We start from the raw sequence: 17,908 nt of genomic DNA on the forward strand, positions 1-17,908 counted from the left end.
GAACGACTCCCTCTTCAAAGCAGATCTTCAGAGCGACATTCTTTTCGCTAAACCTTAATCCTGACGAGACTTAGGTATCATCGGATTAACTTAGGTTATTTTCCATCAGCATAATCCACTCTATCAGTTGATCTTGCTGCGTTTGCGTGACACCTTGAGTCATCTTTTCCGACACCTGTTGACGAATAAGCTTTATGTCGGCAAAGCATTCTTGCCCTTCAGTAGTGAGCGTCAGGATATATTGGCGTTTATCTAGCTCATCTTGTTGCCGAATGACATATTCCAGCTTAATCAGCTCATTAATTAATCGAGTAATTTGTGCTTTGTCTTTTTGCGTGGCAACAACAACGTCATGAGCTGTGCACGCGGTATTTTCGGCTATTTTTTGCAGGACTAGACTTTGAAAGAACGTAAGAGTAATGCCTTTTTTTACCAATAACTTAGATATGTTTTCTCGCATGCACTGGGTAAGGTGGGCGATGTGGTGTTCTAAACTACTACTTTTCATAAGGTTGATAGTGTCAACTAATTAACATATAGTTGACTATATCAACCAATTACAAAAGATACAAAATGAATTTAAAGAAAGTCGCCATCACACTACCTGCTCCTATCTGTATTGTGAGTACACTCTCACTGTTTATGACCTATATTAACCATGGTTTCAGTGACGATTTCCTTGCTCAATGGCTTAAAGCGTTAGCGTTCTCATTAATCATCATGCTGCCTTTAGCTGGTCTACTGATCATGAAAATCGGTAAGTTTGTGGAAACACGCTTTGGTCATATTAAACCGCTTTATCAAAAGTTGATTCAATGCGCCGGTATTGCATTTACGTTAGAGGCTATTCTAGCGGTTATATCGACACTTTCGACTACTCATCCTCATGATATAGCGCAGTTTCTTACTACATGGTCGTTTACTTTGGTCCGTGCCTTGCCTTTGGGCTATGTGATCGCAATGATCATGGTATTTATTGTGAAGCCTAAAATTCAGCGTGCACTTGCTGCCGCTGCATAATATTTGAATTTTCGACCCAAATAAAAGCACATATTGTGCTTTTATTTGGTGATATGGGCGGTAAAGCTACAGGGCTCCTTCTGTTTCGAAAACATTGTCTTGGGGATCTTTAGTATCCCCGCCAGAGCTCTGAACTAAATGATCTGTAGTGTCCATCCACTGTTTTACTTCAACATTCGTTGTTGTTGCTGAAAGTCCAGCGAGAGTGTTATCAGAAACGGTAGGTGTGGCATATTCGATAGACCACAAATAGAGCCAGATTGCAGCGCTGTGTTTTTGCGATTGTTGAGTTTGATCAAAATATGAAGTTTTTTCCTCTTCGAACGCTACCGAGTTTTGTAATTCGGTATTTTCATCCCCCACAAAAAGAGTAGAGGTCACAAGTGAAGTTCGATAAGAATCAATAGCAATGTCTGCTGCTTTTAAGCGTTTTACGATCTCACGTGCTTTTTCTCCAACCCATTCCCCATCTAGATAACTTTTCGCATAGTTGGAGTAAAAAGGATCGAGTAAAGAGACACGGCCAGGTACTTCGTTACTATTAATATCACCTGCATCTGCAAGTTGAACCAACTGATCAGCAAGGCGCAAAGCCAATTGGTTGCCTAAACTGTGTCCTGCTAATCGAATGTCACTGCCTTGATATCCAGCCATAGCCGCTTCATATTTAGCAAGCAGGAGCTCGGTTACGTTTTGATCTGGGCCTGAATGGTAAGTGCCTTCACTATCGATCCAGCGCATTGCTTGGTTACCTTCTGTTGACCAAATTTTTGCTTCAGCATCTTTGACCTCTGATTCATCGGCAAATTGATCCCAATACAAAAGACCGACATTGTAGCCAGCACTAATCCAGCTGTTGGCAAAGTCTTTATCTGGCCAGCCATTTGAGTCATCTTCATAGAAGGTTTGTCTATCTTGATCCGTAATACTGCCGTTTTGCCACCCATGAATTAAAATGAGGGTCGGTTTTTCTGGGTCGTAATAAGTGCTGCCATCTTGAGTACTGGATGATGCTTCTTCATATTGGTTGTCGGCACCAAACCAATACAAACCATAACTGAGTTCATCAAAGCTAGACTGAGGGAAAACCCCTGTTCGAGCGAAAACACTAAAGCAAACACAAGTACCAAATATCAAAGTGATAATCTGTTTAATCATATTAGTTAGTCCTTTAATTCATATCATTCAATAAGACCAATCTAATGAATGGTCTTATTGAATGATATGCATATTGGATTGCGCTAAACTACATGAAAACATGAGCAATGGAATGAAGGTTTCATCTCATTTTAAAATCATCACTGATATGTCGGTGTCATTCAATATTCGCGTTGTATGACTACCAAACATCATATTATGAATTTTTGAATGACTATATGCGCCCATGACTAACAGATGAATGTCATTAAGTAATTGATAGTCAGTGAGAGCGTGGGGCAGGTCTCCATCGAGATGGGCGGTAAAGACATTAAACCCAGCATTGACTAAGCGGTGGGTGGCTCTCTCAAAGGCTTCATACTCATTGTGATGCCCATGGACCATAACTAAGTGACAAGTCAAATTGGTCAATATAGGTGAAGCAATGACTTTATCTAGCATGTCTTCTGCATGTGGAGAACCATCAAATGCCAGCATAAAGCTATGAGGAGCAATAAATTCGTTACTGGCAATAAGTGTATGGATGTCCAATGTCCGTAATAGGGGTTCGATATGATGGCCAATATGATGGGGCATTGCATCATTAGTATGGCCGGATTTACCCAATACTAAGGTCCTAATCTCTAAATCGTGCTCTTTTAACGTATCAATAAGATGTCCGTGAAAGTACTGCTGTGAAATATTGGTCAACCCTTGTGATTTTAGCTTTATTTGCAACTCATCTAGTAATTGCTGACTTTGGATGATTTGATTATGCGACCGCGCTAAGGCAGAGTCTGTCCAAGATTGAACTAACTCCTCATGGGCACCTAACCCCATATAATGGGATAGGTCGGGTTCTGCGAATATATCATCATCATCCATGACATGGACTAATCGCAGTGGGGCCTTGAGTTTATGTGATGCCCAAGCGGCAAGTTCTGTGATGGGTTCACAGTAATGTTGTTCTTCCACACAGGCAGTGACATAACGCTGCATATCGTATCCTTACTCTGACTGCTCTATTTATAACCATAGCTATGAAATGCTCTTTAGCAACAGTAAAGCGTTTTTGGTCCAAATGAGTCAGGTTTTCTTTTGTAACGAAACAATTGCACCTTATCTGACCAAGTGGTCAGATAAATGCACAAATTAAGTTCAATCCAGAATGAGAAACGGTCAAGGCGAAAATTTAATGAGCGGTTTATTTTATTTAAGTACATGAATATTAGTATTTTTATGTAATTTGTTATCAGTTAACTATCATCTTAGCAATATGGCACGGTCTATGCGTAAATTGTATACAATCCAGACATAGAACACTGAGGAATACAGAATGAAAGGAATCGTAATTGGTGCGGGGATGGGCGGAATGTCAGCTGCCGCTGCGTTGAAGAAACAAGGTATTGAGTGCGATGTGTTTGAAGCGGTCAAAGAAAATAAACCGGTAGGCGCTGCCATCTCTGTATGGTCTAACGGCGTGAAATGCATGAATTATTTGGGCATGGGAGAAATTATGGATCGACTGGGTGGTCCTATGCATAACATGGCTTACATTGATGGGCTTAATGGCCAAGTGATGACTCAGTTCAGTTTAAAACCGTTAGTGAAAGAAGTAGGAGAGCGTCCTTGTCCTGTTTCTCGTGCGGACTTGCAGGCGAGTATGATTGATTGGTGGGGCAGAGACAAAGTGCAATTTGGTAAGGTGGTTGAGCGTGTTGAACAAGACGATGCAGGTGTTACAGCTTATTTTACTGACGGTGGCGTAGAAAAAGCCGATTTTTTAATTGCCGCTGATGGGACTCATTCAGTGATTCGTCCTTATGTTATCGGATATCAACCCGAGCGACGCTATGCTGGGTATGTCAACTGGAATGGTTTGGTAGAGATTGATACGAATATTGCACCCGCGGACCAATGGACAACGTTCGTTGGAGAAGGAAAGCGAGTCTCTATGATGCCAATTGCGGACAACCGTTTTTATTACTTTTTTGATGTGCCATTGGTTAAGGGATTAGAAGAAGACCGTGCTTCGGCCAAATCTGATTTAGCGCGTTATTTTTCGGGTTGGGCTGAACCAGTGCAAACGTTGATTAAAGCGATCGATAGTGACGCGGTTAATCGTATTGAAGTTCATGATATTGAACCTTTCCCTACGCTAGTTAAAGGGCGTGTTGCACTATTAGGTGATGCTGGCCACAGTACGACGCCTGATATCGGTCAAGGCGGCTGCGCAGCATTTGAAGACGCGGTGGTACTATCTGAAGTGTTGCAAGATTCAGGTGACATAATCGCAGCGTTAAAGAGTTATGAAGCCCAGCGAGCAGGGCGAGTTAAAGACTTAGTGCTAAAAGCGCGTAAACGTTGTGATGTGACTCATGGCAAAGAGATGAGTAAAACACAAAGTTGGTATGCTGAGCTCAAGCAAGAGACAGGCGAGCATATTATGGAGGGTCTTAAAGTGACGATTCAAGGTGGTCCGCTCGGTTAAGTTAGCGGTTATTGCTTTTGTAAAGACATCCCATTTTTGTTGAAAAGATGGGATGTAATATCCCAAACACCTCAAAATGTAATTTGCGAACTCTTGTAGTGCAAAATATCCGTCAATATTCTGCTTTTCTCTCGTAACTTCAGCCGTTATACACCAAAATGATCTCACGTAATCAGGAGGATTACGCTGTAATAAGGAGAGCCAATGGAACTTAACATCTATCAAGTCGATGCGTTTACCTCTCAGCCATTTTCAGGGAATCCGGCCGGCGTTTGCATTACCCAATCTCCTTTAGAGGAATCTCTGATGTTAGCAATAGCAAAAGAGATGGCACTATCTGAAACTGCATTTTTGGATACAAGCACCATGATATTGCGCTGGTTTACACCAGAGATCGAGGTGGCTCTGTGTGGACACGCAACATTAGCTACGGCACATGTCATGAAAGAATCAGGGTTAGCGAGTGTTGGTGACATCGTTGAATTCAATACTCAGTCTGGGGTGTTGCAGGCTAAATTGGAAGACCAGCAAATTATCTTAGATTTTCCCGCTGCTGAATTGTTACCTGCCGAAGTGGCTCAGGAGAAATTGACCTTGTTAACGATAGATGCGAAAGAGGTCGTAAGTTACCAGCAGTTTGCTAGTAAAGACTTGATTCAAATAGAGAGCGTGCAGTCATTGCGCGCTTTAACTCCAAGTTTTGAAAGATTAAAGCAATTTCCTGGCAGAGGCGTGGTTGTCACTGCGCCAGCTGATGACCCCGAGCTTGATTTTGTATCACGCTATTTCGCGCCTTGGGTTGGTGTTAATGAAGATCCTGTGACTGGGACTGCACATTGTGCGTTAGCTGTGTATTGGTCTCCGCTTCTCAATAAAACACGTATGCGTGGCTATCAAGCGTCAACACGAGGTGGATATGTTGAGATGGAATATTGCCACACAAACAAACGTGTGAAGTTGTATGGTTCAGCACATACAGTCATTAAAGGGGTCTTGTTCGTTTAGTCATCGTAAACGGCTAGCAGGATAGTGTTCCCGCATAAAATCGATGAATAACCGCACGGCTTTCGGCGTGTGTTTTTGTTGCGGATAGAACATATGCCAACTTAAAAACGGATGGCAATATTCTCTTAACAATGGGATAAGTTGTCCGTTATCAAACCAAGGTTGTAATACATTTTCTTCCCACAAAATGATGCCGCCCCCTTTTAACGCAGAAGAAAGCAGTAATGATCGAGAGGTTGAAGTTAGAGGGCCATCAACTCGATAAGATTGCCAGTGCCCATCAATAAAAAATTCCCAACGATAAACGCTATTGTCGCTAAGAAAGCGCCAATTAAGGCAGCGATGACGTCGTAATTCATTTGGATGTGAAGGGATGCCATATTGATCAATGTAATTTGGGCTCGCAGCAGCCACTAATTGAGTCTCTGGCATTAACGGATAGGCAATCATATCTTTTTGTACGTATTCGCCCAAACTAATGCCCAAATCAAAGCCATTCTCGACAATATCGATAATTTTATCTTCGACCACAATATCTAACACAATGTTGGGGAACGTCTGGTGGAATTGTCCAATGATCGGTTCCAAAAGCAAACGAGCGGCTGAGCTAGTGGTATGAATGTTGACTTTACCCGCAGGGTCTTTTTTCTGAGATTTTAATTCACTAAAGGTTGCTTCTATCTCTGATAAAGCCGGGCCCACTTTGGTTATGAGTGCTTGGCCTTCAGTGGTTAATGAAACACTGCGGGTGGTACGGTTAAACAGCCTGATATCGAGTTTCTGTTCTAAACGACGGATGATTTGACTGACTGCTGATGGCGTCATTTTTAAGTGGCGCGCGGCATTCGCAAAGCTACCATGTTGTGCGACAGCTAAGCACGTTTTTAAATCTGAATATTCACTACTTTTCATAATTATCCATCTTAACCTTACTAATTCGATAAGATTATGCGGCATTAATTAATAAATACAAGCATGGCACACTGGTTTCCTCATTACGAAGAAGACAAGGAACCAATAAGATGAATTCAGTAAGACAGCTAGGTAACCAAGGTTTATGCGTGTCCGCTTTAGGATTAGGTTGTATGGGAATGAGTCATGCTTATGGCGAATCTGATGATAGGGAATCAAAACAAGCACTAGATTATGCGGTGAACCATGGTATTACGATGCTTGATACCGCTGAATTTTATGGACCATATACCAATGAAAAGCTACTTGGTCATTGGTTGTCGCAATCAAATGTTCAGCGTGAAGACATTGTGTTAGCCACTAAGTTTGGTTTCGATAACTTGCAAGTTAGAGCATCGGGATTGGATAGTCGTCCGGAACATATTCGTCGTGTTATTGATGAATGTTTGCAGCGATTAGGGACGGATTACATCGACATTTTCTATCAACACAGAGTTGATCCTGATGTCCCGGTTGAAGAAGTGGCTGGGACAGTGGGTGATTTAGTGAAGCAAGGTAAAGTGAAATATTTTGGTATGTCAGAAGCAAGTTGCGTCAATATTAAACGTGCACATCAAGAGTACCCTGTGTCTGTGTTACAAAGTGAATACTCTATATGGGAGCGTGGTATCGAGCAGGATGTGTTACCACTGTTACGCGAACTCAATATAGGGTTAGTGCCCTTTAGTCCTTTAGGGCGAGGTTTTTTCACTGCTCAAGCCAAAAGTGCTGAGCAATATGGTCATCAAGACTTTCGTGCTTGGGGGGACCCACGCTTACAAGGTACAAATTATCAACATAACTTGCACCTTCTGGCGGCGATAAAAGAGATCGCCTTGCAATTAAATGCCTCTCCTGCTCAAGTCTCTCTAGCATGGTTACTTCATCAAGGAAACGATATTGTGCCGATTCCAGGCAGTCGTAAAATTGCTCATATTCAAGATAACTTGGGGGCGATCTCTTTGAATCTTAGTGATGCTCAACTGGCGTTATTGAATGGTTTAACCGCAGAGTTAGGCGTTGCTGGTGCTAGATACACGGATGATTTTCTCAAATACACCGATCACGCTTAATGTGAGCCCACGCTCATACTAAGGGCACAGACTATACCCATGGCATGAAACGTTATTTGGGTATAGTCATCAGTAGGTTATCAGTGATACAGTCTTGCCTTCTAAGTGACACTCATAAGGAGGTGAGTATGGAGTACACGCTTCGAGCTGCTGATAATAACGACATTGAGTTTTTAATTGCCCTAAGAGATACCACACTTAAAGGGTATTTGAGCGATATGGGAGCAGGAACGGATCGCAAATCGTACGTAGAGCGAGTGTTGCTGCATTATGATGCTGCTCAGATTGTAGAAGTAAATGGTCAGCGTGCTGGGTTATTTAAGGCCATTTATCGTGCGGAAAAAAATGAATGGTATGTGGTGCAAATTCAAATCCATCCTGACTTTCAAAACGGGAAAATTGGCAGTCGATTATTGAAAGGGTTAATTGAAAAAGCCAAGCTTCAAGGTGCCAATGTTGCATTAGGAGTATTAAAAACAAATCCTGCGCAAAATTTATACAAACGATTGGGTTTTAAAGTCGTTGGTGAGAATGAGTGGGAATATGAAATGTTGCTGACTCACGATCAATAACAAGATTGAATGGCAAGGGCTTATCTTGGCGTTATTGGTCATCATAACCCAAATCTGCCCTTGTCATTGTTATCGATTAAATCAGTGTCACAGCACCTTTTGATAAGCCTTCACTCACGCGTACGCGTACACTTGAAGCTTTAGATTGGCTTGATAGAACAATCTGTGCGATGTGCTTCGAAATATTTTCAATCGATGGTTCACCGGCAACGATTTCCAGCAGTTCATTGGGCAGTTGTACTTCAAATTGTCCCTGAGAGGCTGAGTAGCTAACGGTTGAGCGTTCTTCACCGTGCACAACATCACTTTCATTGAACAAGTGCTTACCGTTAAGGCGCTGAATCATCATCGCTTGGCTTTCAGCGCAAAGCTTACCATCAATTAAGATTTCTAATTCGGCACTATGACCGTGAATGATCCGTTGGCAGTTACCGTCATGAAGCTTTAATCCATGATTGTATTGGAAGCTTGCTTTACGGTTATGACTCAGTGTGAGTTCGAATTCAAACTCAGGCATCGCTTCGTTAAATTTGTCGTGCAGGTACTGTTTGATGTCTTCAACGTAGTTTTCTGGGCCCGATTTGATCTCACAGAACATGCAGCGTGGACCTTTTACAGTAATGACACCGCTTGAAACGGGAAACTCACCTTGCCATTGGGATTCTAAATTGGTTAAAAATTTTGGATCGCACACTAAGCGGTGATCGACTTCGTTATCACAAATTGCTTTTAAACGCGGTTTGATCTTACCAAAATCTGAAATCATGCCAGACTCATTCAGTTTACCGGTCACCATAACACTGAGAGAAACACTGTCACCACAGATTTCTAGGCCGTTGTAGACTGAAAAATCAATCGCAGTAAGATCATCAACATACATCGCAGTTTTCAAAACAATACCTCTTATTAAAATTAACCCGACGGTCAAACCCGAGCGAATTGTGGAGAATATAGGATTATTTTTCAAGTAGATTGTGATGAACAACACATTTTTATCCGCTTACCTACCTGTTTATTGTGACTAACTTTGCTCAGTGATAAGACCAAGAGTGTCAACATATCCTTACAATGAAGCATTTGGGTAAAGCTCTGTCACTCGCTTTTGACGATAATAAAGCATGCTAGAATCCGCGCAGCAACACGTTGGCGATAATGGTGTATCGCTAAACGATAATGGATTAATTCGCTCTGGTGAGGCTTTTAGGCCGTTTACCGCTGCCAGAGCATAGGAAAGGGATGCAAATATGCTAAGTCAAAGTAAACTCGCCATTATTGGTATGGGGCATGTCGGTTGTGCATTAGCTCATCACCTCACCATTGAAAATCTTTGTGGGGAATTGGTACTTATTAATCGCCGCTCCGAGAAAGCATGGGCAGAAGCCGAAGATTTAAAACACTCGTTAGGATTTTCCGAAAATCGGATGCGAATTTATGCGGGTGATTATCAAGATTGCTCAGATGCAGATATCGTAGTGTTGTCTGTGGCTGCACCTTATAAAGAAGGTAATACCCGCTTAGACATGCTAGAAAAAGCGACCGATATTGTACAAGAGATTGTGCCTCAGGTGATGGCTAGTGGGTTCTCTGGTATTTTCATCGTCATTACCAATCCAGTCGATGCGATCACCTATCTTGTTCACAAATTGTCTGGTTTACCCTCACACCGAGTGATAGGTACGGGCACGTCTCTAGATTCAGCACGTTTGCGTTATTTCCTCGCCGATACCATGCAGGTGGATCCTCGCAGCGTTGAAGCGATGTGTTTGGGTGAACACGGTGATTCACAAATGATTCCGTGGAGCCAAGTGACTGTCGGTGCAAAACGTTTTCAGCAAATTTTGCACGATAACCCTGAGCGCTTGAAAGGGGTTGATATTAAGGAAGTACAACAAGAAATTAGTCAAATCGCTTATCAAGTGGTACGGGCCAAGGGGGCGACTGATTACGGAATCGCCGCTGTCGCTGCGCGCATGATTAATGCCATTGTACGCGATGGTAATATCGTGATGCCGGCCTCTGTCATGCTCAACGGCGAATATGATGAGTCGGATGTCTACGCGGGGATTCCTGCTGTCATTACTCGTAATGGGATTAAAGAACTTGTGACATATCATCTTGAAGCATCGGAAGTTAAAGCGTTCAAACAATCCGTAAAAGTCTTAAAAGATGTCAATGCAAAGATGCTGGCAACACTGAAGTAACTATACCCAAGTAACCTCAAGATGCTGTTTCAGCGAGAATGTATTCGCTCTTAGGCAAGGCACTGACTTGAATACATAGTCATTCTACGTTGAAAATCAGTAACACAGCCTAGGAGTGAATAAAACTCGCCCTTTGGGAGCTCATCAACAAACCTATTTCTACGCCCAATCACGTTAAAAGGGAATGACCATTCCTGCCGTGATTGAGCTTGACCTAGGCTCGTTGATGAAGCTCTGAATCCTGCATATTGAGGTCATCTGGGGATATACATAACAATAAAAGGCGAAGTAATAATGTTACTTCGCCTTTTATTTTTAATATATAGAATTTGCGGGTTTTCGTCAGGTTTGCTAGATCTCTGTCATTATTGTGCAATAAATCACAATAAATTTAGTTAATATTACAACTGATAGTTTAAATGATTAAATTAATAAAGCATTAAAAAATATCATTTATTTTATAAACTGTGCAATATCTTGCTCACTAGGCAAGTTTTTACCTGCAGTGGTTCACCTTTATAATTTACCACTAATGATTTTTCGAATGGCTAACGTTCATGTTCTCCTATGTTGTGAGACGGATTTTTAACGCAGAATGACTAACTCAGTGCTTTTCCTAGCAGCGACGGCATTCACGCTGAACCAGCATTTTGAAGTGATTTGAGCTTAACAATATAAATTGATGGATTGGATGATGTAATATCGCCTAGTTGTTATGTCATCCGGTCCTTCAATCCCTTCACTATGTTCGAATATCACGTGTTATTTTCGTGAGTAGTCATTGCCATCAATCTAATAGAAAAAATATTTATACGGAGTCATACCGAATGCTATCGGTTAACAGGGTTCGCGCTGCTTCTTGCTTATACCGCGCGATGACAATTACAGGAATATCCTTCATTTTGACAGGGTGCTTTGGCGATTCAGTGGCAGACCAAATTCGTTCCGAGTTGCAACATCATAGTGAATTTACGTTAAATGGTTGGAAGATAGCAGACTTAAGTCATCAATCGAATGGCTATCATGTCGTGATTTCAATGGGGCACAATGATGAGAACAGTTATAAAATGCTTTATAACACAGCACGCTCTGAACACGGGAGTAATAGGCTTTCACAACGTGCTTCGTCGATGTATTTACAGCGGCTGCGAGCTTTGTGCCCCGACGCAACAACTCCTGCGGGACGTCAGTTTTGGCAGAAATTAGATGAGCAAAAGTTTTTTGATATGAGTATACAGATTAAAAATTTTGCTAACGGTACTGTGGCCGAAACTTACTGTAAACGTCCACCACGAATGAGTTTATAAAACCAAATGTTTAATCTAATGAATTATCTCCATGCTTGTGATTAATCATGGGACAGAAATAGCAAGTTGACCTCCTTCAATTTGTGTGACGCTGTCACTATAAGTGGTGTTAAGCGTGACTTAATCAATTAATGTTGTGCAATACGCTTTGCTTCACATGCTCTGGTTTAGAGCATGTCTATACTTCCTAATGAGTGAGTTATCAAATGCCAATATGGTAGGGAGGTAACGATGAGCTATTACAAGCATGGCATATCAATTGGCTTGATTCGCGTTAGAAGTGAGTTTTTGTTGTCAATAAAGGCGGTAGGGACATTAACCCACGATGATTACCAACGCGCAGCACCAATGCTTGAAGCTGCGACCATTAAAATTAACCAACCCAAAGTAAAGGTGTTGTTTGATGCCAGTGAATTTGCTGGGTGGGAGCTTCGCGCTGCATGGGATGAACTTAAATTGGGCTTAGAAGGTGGTGGCGCTTTTGATAAGGTCGCTGTCTATGCGAATCATGACTGGCAAGGGTGGGCATTAAAGATTGGTAGCTGGTTTTTAACTAATGGCGAGGCCCAGTCATTTGAAACCTATGAACAGGCCGTAGATTGGTTACTTGATGATGCGCCTAATGTTTGATTATTAATTAGGAAATGGCAGTTTTTAGTAGATCTGGCTCCAAACTTTGAGCTGTCGTTTCCCTGTGCGCCTACCAATATCCGTTACCATATCTCTCCTAATAAAAGGCTAAAGCCTGTGATATTCGAATGATTTAAATCGAATGGGTATGAGCAGGCTCAATACAAAAAGGATATTCAATGCGTCAATTGGTAGTAAGTGCTCACCATAGTGAAACAGTGATTCCAGGAAAAGAGTTTGAAGTAGAAAGTGTCAGTCCATTAGAGCGATATCAAGCCGTGTTTGAAGATAATGGTGTGAATGGAACATTTTATCTAATGGATGAGAAAAAAGACGGTAATCCTATCGCCACTGCATTCGTTATTTATCGCCAAGATACAGCGCCTCAAGGTGAAGGTGAACTCTCTATTTTATGGGCGGCGGATGCAAGCAAAGTGGCATTACTGTATAACGGCATGGCTAAAGCATACTTTGATTTTTCAACCTATACCGGTACATGTCAATCGGAAGAGTGTGCAAGTGCGCGTTTTATTGAGTTTCATGAGTGGGACGAATCTTTTATGGACCACTTTCTCGGGTAATCGCTTAGAGCTTTAATCTTTGAGTTATGGCTTAAAAATAAACACAAGGGCAGGTGATTCCTGCCCTTGTTTGTATTGAAAAGCTCCTATTAGGCATCCAGCCAGACTTTCTCAGCGAACATATAACCCATAAAGCTTCCAAGTGGATTGGTGCCGTAGCCTTTAAGGCGAGAATCAATACCATCGATTTTACTAATAAATATCGGGATACCAATTCCGCCTTTGTCGTGCACGACCGCTTGCATTTCACCATACATTTGCGCGCGTTTCGCATCATCTGTCTCTTTGCGAGCATCCACCAGAAGTTTATCAAAATGAGTGTTTTTCCAATGTGATTCGTTCCATGCGGCACTCGATAGGAAGAATTGTGAAAATATAATATCGGCGCTTGGTCGCGCATTGACTGCCCCAAAGCTGACCGGATGTTTCGCCCAATGATTAGCCCAGTAACCATCCACCGATTTGGTTTGGACTTGCATTTTGATACCGACTTTTGCGGCTGACTGCTGCATTAATACCGCGATATCGACTGCTCCAGTCGCTGCTTCTGATGTCACCAATGGAATGGTGGCGTTGGCAAAGCCCGCTTTTTTGATGAGAAATTTCGCTTTTTCTGGGTCAAATTCCGTTTGCGGAATATCAGGATTGAAATAACGCGCTCCCGGGGCAATAGGAGTATCGTTACCTACTGTGGCAAACCCTTGGAATATCGCCGACTTCATCTGATCTCTATCCATCAAGAGTTTCATCGCTTGAGTAAATTCAGGGCTTTTACCCGGCATTAAATCTTGGCGCATGATCAAATCGGTATAGCTACCCGAAGGCACGGGAATAAACTCATGGCCCGTACTCTGTTTAATTCGGTTGGTGGAGCGTGGATTGACTTCACTAATCACATGCACTTCACCAGAAAGCAGCGCGTTTACGCGTGAGGGTTCATCAGCAATAGCAAACAACACGACCTCATCGAGGTAGGGTAAACCGGGTTTCCAGTAGTTTTCATTTTTGGTCACTACGGTGCGAACGCCTGGCTGAAATTCCTTCACTTTAAACGGACCTGTACCAATGCCTTTGCTGAAATCGGTCGTATTGGCGGGCACGATCTGCATATTGGGTACTGCTAAGATAGCCGGAAAATCCGCGTTGGGGCCTTCTAATTCAACTCGCACCTCATATTTTCCTGCTTTGCTGATACTTGTCATCTGCTTGGCAAGCCCCATGACTTTAGACTGCGTGTTGGGGTCTAGATGGCGTTGCAGTGAAAAAACAACGTCGTCAGCGGTGAGCTCTTTTCCATCATGGAATTGCACGCCTTTACGCAACTTGATGTGCCAGATGGTGGCTTGATCGTTATCGATACTCTCTGCCAGTTCCAGCTGGGGAACGAGCTTATCATCAAATTTAGTTAACCCGTTATAAGCCATGTATAAACGAGTATAGTCGGTTGAGAACGAACCTCGGGCTGGGTCTAAGGTGTCTGCGGTTGACATTGATAAGCTGGCGACTTTGATTGACCCGCCTGGTTTTCCTTTGGCTGTTGTGTCTTGAGCAAACACGTTAAAAGGCGTTAAAGAGCCACCTGTAGCGGCGAGTACAACCCCAGCGGCCCCTAAAGATTTCAATAATCGACGTCTTGAGCGGCCTTCTTGGGTCAAATGTTCAAAATCCTGTATACACTGGTGACCCGTGATGATTTTTTTCTCGGTCATAATATCGTATCCTTTCTCTATTATGAGGGCTGACTTTACGTAATAATTGGAATTATCTTAGTGGAGGTAATCCTGCAGTTTGTAATAAGCGCCAACCATAGGTAAAAACCAAGGTTTTCCGTTGTAAGCAGGAATTGCTGGCCATTTTTCGTCACGCCAAGGGTTCGCGTCTGCATTTCCCCCCACCATTTGCGCCAGTTGTTGGCCCATATACGTTGACATTTGCACGCCGTGACCGCTAAAGCCCATTGAGTAGAACATGCCTTTGCGTTGTCCCGCTTTAGGCAGGCGATTAGGTGTCATGTCGATCAATCCACCCCAACAGTGGGAGGCTTTAACCCCAGCAAGTTCTGGAAACATGTCGGCCATCGTTTTCTCTAACATTTTGCCACTGATGGCATCGGATTCAGGGTTAGAAGACGCAAAGCGAACGCGACCGCCAAAGAGCAAACGATCTTCACCCATTACGCGGAAGTAGTTACCAATATTTTTACTGGTCACATAAGAGCGCTTATTAGGCATCAGATCATCCATCAACTTAGCATCAATTTTCTCCGTCAGAATAAGGAAACTGCCCACAGGAACTATTCGACGTCTAAACCAGCCTAATGGTCCGTACTGACTGATGCCGCTAGCACAGACAACGTCTTTTGCTGTCACTTTTCCTTTGAGGGTTTCTAAAGTGAATTGGCTGCCATTATTTTGAATTTTGGTCACAGGGCTTTGCTCGTAGATATGCGCGCCGTTATTGGTGGCAGCATTCGCAAGTCCAACGCCGAGTCTGCCAACATGAAGTTGGAAACCGTTACGTTGGATCATGCCACCATAAAAGCGATCAGAAGCGATCTCTTTTTTTACTGCAGCTTTATCTAAGAACTCAACATTGGGATCGACTTCCTTTTTAACTAACTCGCAGGTATTGAAGATCTTTTCAGCGTGGTGCGGTTTGGATGCCAGCTTAAGTTTGCCACTTTCACGGACTTCACACTCGATATTTTCATCTTTAATCACTTTACGCAGTGAGTCGACAGCGTCACAGTAAGCAAGGTAATAACGTTTGGCTCTATCCATGCCAATTTTTTTTGCCAGACCGCCAAAATCTTGCACCACGCCGCTACTGCATTGGCCGCCGTTTTGGCCGGATGCGTGTTCCATAATATTGGTGGCTTCAAATAGGGCGACTTTAGCGCCCTGTTTGGATAAATGATACGCAGCAGAAAGGCCGGTAAGCCCACCGCCAATAATGGCCACATCATAATGGCCATTTTCAAGTTGTTGAGAGCCTTGAGTGAACTCAGGCTTTGTATCGATCCAATAAGAAAGATTTTTCATGATGACACCTCACGTTTAATCCAGTCCAAGCCAATCAGCGAGGGCATTGATATCAGAAAATTGATTGTATGAGTACGCAGGGTTTGCTGGTTGATCGTGACCACGAGCAATAAAGGCTTTGTTTTTGATGCCCATATCATCAGCAGGAAATAAGTCGTAACGGAAACTGGAAGAAACATGCAAGATCTCTTCTGGCTTACAGCCCAAGTTATCCAACATGTATTCGAATGCACCTAAGCGAGGTTTATAGACTTTCGCTTCTTCAGCGGTAAATACGCGATGGAACGGTGCGCCTAATTGCTCAACATTTTTCATGATTTGATCATCGGCAGCGTTGGAGTAAATGACCAATGGAAAAGCTTTTGCTAACCGTTTTAAGCCAGAGGGTACATCTGGGTGTGGGCCCCAGGTTGGTACGGCGTCGTAATATGCTTGGCCTTCTTCTTCTTTAAACTCTAGCCCCCAACGATTACAAGTACGTTGTAGAGCATTTTTTAACACCACATCATAAGGTTGCCAGTTGTTCATCACTTCATCCAAACGATATTTATAAAAGTCGTGGAGGAATGAGGTCATTTTTTCTGGCGCGACGCGGTCTTTAAACATTTCACGGGCCATAATGCCAAACTGCATTTTGATAAGCGTGCCGTAACAATCAAACGTGATAAATTTCGGGGTAGGTACTGTCATCGTATTCATCCTTAAATCAACTAACAAATAAACCTGTAATTGAATTTCCATTACCAATTCATTACATCACAGTTGTACAAAAGATAACGTTTAAATGGCTTTGTCTGACGCATATGTTTGCTGTTTTATCTTTGTTCGCAGCAGTTAATATTGTTTATAAAACAAGCGAAATGACATTCTCGCCTGATTAGAAAAAGGAGAGAGCGACTCATCCAATGAAAAAAGAGAGGAAATAGTGCAATTTTCTCGTCACACGCTGAGTGCTTTATTGTAAAGTGAGGGCTTCTTATATTTGCACCAACATGGAAGACCGTTGTGAGCTGGATTCTGTTTACCTTTCTTGCTGCCTTTAGCCAATCGTGGCGTAATGCATTTCAAAGCCGTCTAAGTCAACGAATTAATGTCGTTGGGGTGACGCTGGCTCGATTTATTTGGGCGTGGCCGCTGGCTCTGCTGTACTTAATCACCTTGTATCATTTTGAACCTGCGCCAATCCCCGTCGTCACTGTTGAATCGACACTCTATGTATTAGGCGCGGCGATCATCCAAATTGTTGCAACCGCTTTGATGGTTGTGCTGTTTAAGCAGAAAAACTACGCGATTGGAGCTGGGCTAGCTAAAAGTGAAGCGCCAGTGTCTGCGTTTTTGGGCGTCCTGTTTTTTGGCACATCTTTAAGCGTTATCGGTTGGGGCGGTGTTTTCGTGGGGGCTATCGCGGTATTTTTATTAAGTTGCAGAAATGGTATTCGCAGTATATCGCTATCCACCGCATTACTGGGTCTTGCTTGCAGCACTTCGTTTGCCTTAGCGTCACTTTGGATTCGTCAAGCGAGCCTCAGTTTACATTTGCCTTTTCCTCATCGCGCCGCATGGGTGTTGTTTTTGGTAATTTCATTACAAACGATCATGTTGACAATATATTTGTCATTAAGAGATCAACAAACGCTGCGCGACATGTTTGCGCGCCCTAAGCTTGTTGTAATGACAAGTCTGGCAAGCTTTATTGGATCATTTGGTTGGTTTAGCGCAATGTCACTAGAGGCCGTGCCTTATGTGAAAACATTAGGCCAAGTCGAAGTCTTTTTTACCATGTTGATTTCGGTCTTTTGGCTTAAAGAGAAAGTGAAAGTACGAGATGTCACAGCGTTAGTATTGATTGCTGTGGCCGCCATCTTAGTTATGTGGCAATAACGGATGAATAAGATTTTA

Annotated in this window: 18 protein-coding genes; 10 read left to right on the forward strand and 8 right to left on the reverse strand. The window is 42.7% G+C overall.

Features of this window, described 5'->3' with window-relative positions; translation table 11 throughout:
- Positions 1-85: 85 nt before the first annotated feature.
- Positions 86-508, reverse strand: coding sequence for a MarR family winged helix-turn-helix transcriptional regulator (locus tag I1A42_RS17560; RefSeq protein WP_161157419.1), 423 nt, complete (start codon positions 506-508; stop codon positions 86-88).
- Between the two features lie 65 nt (positions 509-573).
- On the opposite strand from I1A42_RS17560, the gene I1A42_RS17565 reads away from it, so the two are divergent.
- Positions 574-1,020: a DUF2798 domain-containing protein gene (locus tag I1A42_RS17565; protein WP_196124222.1), complete on the forward strand. Its 447-nt coding sequence runs from the start codon at positions 574-576 to the stop codon at positions 1,018-1,020.
- Between the two features lie 66 nt (positions 1,021-1,086).
- Here the strand turns inward: I1A42_RS17565 and I1A42_RS17570 are convergent, their stop codons facing one another.
- Both I1A42_RS17570 and I1A42_RS17575 read right to left on the reverse strand, forming a co-directional pair.
- On the reverse strand, positions 1,087-2,178 hold the full coding sequence (locus I1A42_RS17570) for a hypothetical protein (protein ID WP_161157417.1): 1,092 nt from the start codon (positions 2,176-2,178) through the stop codon (positions 1,087-1,089).
- 126 nt (positions 2,179-2,304) lie between these two features.
- On the reverse strand, positions 2,305-3,156 hold the full coding sequence (locus I1A42_RS17575; protein WP_161157416.1) for a universal stress protein: 852 nt from the start codon (positions 3,154-3,156) through the stop codon (positions 2,305-2,307).
- 337 nt (positions 3,157-3,493) lie between these two features.
- On the opposite strand from I1A42_RS17575, the gene hpxO reads away from it, so the two are divergent.
- Together hpxO and I1A42_RS17585 are read left to right on the forward strand one after the other, a co-directional pair.
- Positions 3,494-4,648: an FAD-dependent urate hydroxylase HpxO gene (gene hpxO, locus I1A42_RS17580; protein WP_196124223.1), complete on the forward strand. Its 1,155-nt coding sequence runs from the start codon at positions 3,494-3,496 to the stop codon at positions 4,646-4,648.
- Positions 4,649-4,852: 204 nt separating this feature from the next.
- Positions 4,853-5,653: a PhzF family phenazine biosynthesis protein gene (locus I1A42_RS17585; RefSeq protein ID WP_161157414.1), complete on the forward strand. Its 801-nt coding sequence runs from the start codon at positions 4,853-4,855 to the stop codon at positions 5,651-5,653.
- On the opposite strand, the gene I1A42_RS17590 is transcribed toward I1A42_RS17585, so the two are convergent.
- On the reverse strand, positions 5,654-6,565 hold the full coding sequence (locus I1A42_RS17590) for a LysR family transcriptional regulator (RefSeq protein ID WP_161157413.1): 912 nt from the start codon (positions 6,563-6,565) through the stop codon (positions 5,654-5,656).
- Positions 6,566-6,675: 110 nt separating this feature from the next.
- On the opposite strand from I1A42_RS17590, the gene I1A42_RS17595 reads away from it, so the two are divergent.
- On the forward strand, positions 6,676-7,677 hold the full coding sequence (locus tag I1A42_RS17595) for an aldo/keto reductase (protein ID WP_196124224.1): 1,002 nt from the start codon (positions 6,676-6,678) through the stop codon (positions 7,675-7,677).
- A 128-nt stretch (positions 7,678-7,805) separates the two neighbouring features.
- Entirely contained in the window at positions 7,806-8,249 is a 444-nt protein-coding gene (locus I1A42_RS17600) for a GNAT family N-acetyltransferase (protein ID WP_161157411.1), read from the forward strand.
- 76 nt (positions 8,250-8,325) lie between these two features.
- Here the strand turns inward: I1A42_RS17600 and I1A42_RS17605 are convergent, their stop codons facing one another.
- Complete coding sequence (locus I1A42_RS17605) at positions 8,326-9,141, reverse strand: 6-carboxytetrahydropterin synthase (RefSeq protein ID WP_196124225.1); 816 nt, start codon at positions 9,139-9,141, stop codon at positions 8,326-8,328.
- Positions 9,142-9,493: 352 nt separating this feature from the next.
- Here I1A42_RS17605 and I1A42_RS17610 point away from each other — a divergent pair, with 352 nt between their 5' ends.
- From I1A42_RS17610 to I1A42_RS17625, 4 genes are all read left to right on the forward strand, one after another.
- Positions 9,494-10,450 carry an L-lactate dehydrogenase gene (locus tag I1A42_RS17610; RefSeq protein ID WP_196124226.1) on the forward strand — a complete coding sequence of 319 codons (957 nt, stop codon included), beginning with the start codon at positions 9,494-9,496 and terminating at the stop codon, positions 10,448-10,450.
- Positions 10,451-11,277: 827 nt separating this feature from the next.
- Entirely contained in the window at positions 11,278-11,757 is a 480-nt protein-coding gene (locus I1A42_RS17615; RefSeq protein ID WP_196124227.1) for a hypothetical protein, read from the forward strand.
- 231 nt (positions 11,758-11,988) lie between these two features.
- Positions 11,989-12,387: a SpoIIAA family protein gene (locus I1A42_RS17620; protein ID WP_196124228.1), complete on the forward strand. Its 399-nt coding sequence runs from the start codon at positions 11,989-11,991 to the stop codon at positions 12,385-12,387.
- A 179-nt stretch (positions 12,388-12,566) separates the two neighbouring features.
- Positions 12,567-12,968 (forward strand): DUF2251 domain-containing protein, encoded by a 402-nt coding sequence (locus tag I1A42_RS17625; protein WP_196124229.1) that lies wholly within the window; start codon positions 12,567-12,569, stop codon positions 12,966-12,968.
- A gap of 89 nt (positions 12,969-13,057) precedes the next feature.
- Here the strand turns inward: I1A42_RS17625 and I1A42_RS17630 are convergent, their stop codons facing one another.
- The 3 genes from I1A42_RS17630 to I1A42_RS17640 are packed head-to-tail and all read right to left on the reverse strand — an operon-like array spanning position 13,058 to position 16,699.
- Positions 13,058-14,677, reverse strand: a complete 1,620-nt coding sequence (locus I1A42_RS17630) for an ABC transporter substrate-binding protein (RefSeq protein ID WP_196124230.1) — start codon at positions 14,675-14,677, stop codon at positions 13,058-13,060.
- A gap of 57 nt (positions 14,678-14,734) precedes the next feature.
- Positions 14,735-16,009 carry an NAD(P)/FAD-dependent oxidoreductase gene (locus I1A42_RS17635; RefSeq protein ID WP_196124231.1) on the reverse strand — a complete coding sequence of 425 codons (1,275 nt, stop codon included), beginning with the start codon at positions 16,007-16,009 and terminating at the stop codon, positions 14,735-14,737.
- A gap of 15 nt (positions 16,010-16,024) precedes the next feature.
- Positions 16,025-16,699 (reverse strand): haloacid dehalogenase type II, encoded by a 675-nt coding sequence (locus I1A42_RS17640; RefSeq protein WP_196124232.1) that lies wholly within the window; start codon positions 16,697-16,699, stop codon positions 16,025-16,027.
- 315 nt (positions 16,700-17,014) lie between these two features.
- Between I1A42_RS17640 and I1A42_RS17645 the strand changes: the two genes are divergently transcribed.
- Entirely contained in the window at positions 17,015-17,890 is an 876-nt protein-coding gene (locus tag I1A42_RS17645; protein WP_196124233.1) for an EamA family transporter, read from the forward strand.
- Positions 17,891-17,908: the final 18 nt, after the last annotated feature.

The sequence above is a fragment of the Vibrio nitrifigilis genome (assembly GCF_015686695.1).
Lineage (GTDB): Bacteria > Pseudomonadota > Gammaproteobacteria > Enterobacterales > Vibrionaceae > Vibrio > Vibrio nitrifigilis.